This window comes from Bradyrhizobium sp. UFLA05-125, from assembly GCF_059803515.1.
Window position 1 is genome coordinate 1 of the sequence record NZ_JBANBJ010000161.1, and the last position, 2,587, is coordinate 2,587.

Annotated in this window: 3 protein-coding genes and 1 pseudogene; all 4 read right to left on the reverse strand. The window is 61.9% G+C overall.

Going from position 1 to position 2,587, the window contains the following annotated elements:
• Positions 1-190, reverse strand: a pseudogene (locus SO156_RS45660) (methyl-accepting chemotaxis protein); the annotation flags it as partial.
• Between the two features lie 28 nt (positions 191-218).
• The gene (locus SO156_RS45665) at positions 219-539 is read right to left on the reverse strand and encodes a plastocyanin/azurin family copper-binding protein (RefSeq protein WP_458146456.1); all 321 of its coding nucleotides are present in this window, start codon (positions 537-539) and stop codon (positions 219-221) included.
• A 25-nt stretch (positions 540-564) separates the two neighbouring features.
• Positions 565-1,650 carry a cytochrome-c peroxidase gene (locus SO156_RS45670; protein WP_498539441.1) on the reverse strand — a complete coding sequence of 362 codons (1,086 nt, stop codon included), beginning with the start codon at positions 1,648-1,650 and terminating at the stop codon, positions 565-567.
• A gap of 258 nt (positions 1,651-1,908) precedes the next feature.
• On the reverse strand, positions 1,909-2,587 hold a 679-nt coding region (locus SO156_RS45675; RefSeq protein ID WP_498539442.1), incomplete at its 5' end, for an ABC transporter substrate-binding protein.

Here is a 2,587-nt window from a genome sequence, read left to right on the forward strand (position 1 = left end):
GCACGAGGCGCGCCTCGTGCAGGGCCGCATGGGCGGAGCGCGCATGGTTGATCCCCATCAGCGGTCCGTCGTAGAGCTTGACGACCATGTCGCCGGAATTGCCGATGGCGCGAATGCCGTAGAAAGCGATCGCGCAGGCGAGCAGGACTACGACGCTGAAGGCACCGAAGATCTTGTAGCGTATCGACATCATCAATCTCCGGCGCCCGGCGGGCCTGTTAGTCCGTCACCTTGACCATCATCTTCATGCGCGGATGAATCGCGCAGATCACCTGCACGTCGCCGGCTTCCTTGAAGGAGACATCGGTCGAGGTGCCCGGCGCCTGCGAGCCGAGATTGAACTCGTTGCCCTTGCTGGCCGACATGATGTTGTGCGGCACCGTATCATCATTGAGAAACGTGATCGCCTCGCCCTTCTTGACCGAGATGCTTTCGGACGAGAAGACGCGGCCCTGCTGGTGGATCACTTCGGTCGCAGCGTAGGCGCCGACCGAAAGACCACAGATGATGACGCCGGTGAACAGAGCGAGTGTGCGCATGGGAATATCCTTTTGAAGATCGTTGCTAGCGTGGAAGGACCGGCACGGCCGTTGGGCTGATTTCGCTGGTCAATGTCTTGAGGAAGGCGACGAGATCGGTCTTTTCCTGCGCCGTCAGTCCGAGCGGCCGCATCAGGTCCGATCGGCTGGGACGATCGACGCCGGCATGGTCGTAGTGGTCGATCACCTGCTCGAGGGTTGCGAGCGAGCCGTCATGCATATAAGGGCTGCGGCGGCCGATCTCGCGCAAACCCGGCGTCTTGAAGGCATGCTGCATCTTGATGACACCGGGCAGATATTCGCCGCGACCGACATCCTTGCTCGGCAGACCAATGTCCTGAAAACCTTCGTTGGTGAAGTTCCAGCCCTCGTGGCAGGCGGCACATTGCGCCTTGCCGTTGAACACGGCGAACCCGCGCTTGGCGTCTTCCGAGATTGCCTTCTCGTCGCCGTCGATCCAGGCGTCGAACGGCGCGCGCTCCGAAACGACGGTGCGCTCATAAGTGGCGATGGCCTGCGCCAGTGTCTTCGCCTTCATGCCGTCGCCGGGAAAAGCCGCGTCGAACAACGGCTTGTATTCGGGAATGCTCGAAAGGCGCGCCAACAGATCGTCGAGCTTCATGTTCATCTCGCCCGGCGATTGGATCGGGCCGAGCGCCTGCTCCTCGAGCGTCGGGAGACGCCCGTCCCACATGAAGATCGCGCTCCAGGCCGCGTTGACGATGGTCGGCGAATGGCGGCCGAGCTTCGCCATGCCGTGACCGATACCGACGGCGAGCCCGTCGCCCCAGCCGAAGCCGGGACTGTGGCAGCTCGCGCAGGACTGCGCTGAGCTCACCGACAGGCGGGTGTCGAAATAGAGTTTCTTGCCGAGCGCGGCCTTCTCGGGCGTATACGGGTTGTCCTTGGGAAACGGAATCGTCGTCGGCCGGCGGTACTGCGCCTTCAGTGCATCGAGTCCGCCCGGCGCCTTCTGCGTGATCTCGACCTTCCGGCTTTCGCCGACGACAGCCGCGCCAAAACCGATCGTGCTGAAGCCGAGGATGCCGAGACCAGCCGAGGCGATCGTCGCAATAAGGGCGATTGAGCGATAGGAGCCGCGCACCGGCATGCAATGTCCCCAAAAAGGGTGTCATTCGCGACACCGAAAAAAGCTTCGACGCAATCAGACGCCAGAACGACAAAATGAGAAGTAGAGGCGAAACGTTAAATTATGTTTCCCGCGATTTGCTCGCGGGAAACACAGGCACCGTAAAAATACGGAAACAACGTGCATCGTCTCAATAGATGAGACCGACCACGGAGCACCAAATGAAATGGCCGGGACAAGCCCGGCCATGAAGATCCCATCAACGTCGGCGTGCGAGCGCTACTCCCACGACCAGGCCGAGAAATCGTTCTCGAACTGCGGGACTTCCTTCCAGACGCCCTTCAGCTTCTTGCTGGTGACGGTGACCCATTGCGGCTGGAACAGGAAGCCGGCAACCGCATCGGTTGCCAGCATGCGCTGCGCATCGCCGAGCAGTTTTGCGCGGCCGGCTTCGTCCGGCGTCGTCACGATCTGCTTGTAGAGCGCGTTGAACGCCTCGTTGTTGTAGCCGAGATAGTAGTCGGGCTCGGTCAGCTTCACGAGATCGAAGGGCTCGACATGGGAGACGATGGTCAGGTCGTAATTGTGCGGCCCGTTCGGCGCGAACACCTGCGACAGCCACTGCGCCCATTCGACGTTCTCGATCTTCGCGGTGATGCCGACCTTGGCGAGCTGGGCCGCGAGGATCTCACCGCCCTGCCGCGCGTAAGGCGGGGGCGGCAGCTTCAGGCTGATTTCGAGCGGCGTGGTAACGCCGGCTTCAGCCAGCAGCTTCTTCGCCTTCTCGGGGTCGTAGGGATTGACGCCGGTGGTGTCGACATAGCCGAGCGAGCCCGGCGTGTAGAAGCTGCCGATCGGCGTGCCATAGCCTTCCACGGCGCCCTCGATCATCGCCTTACGATCGATCGCGGCGAGTATGGCGCGGCGAACGCGCACGTCGTCGAGCGGCTTCTTCTTC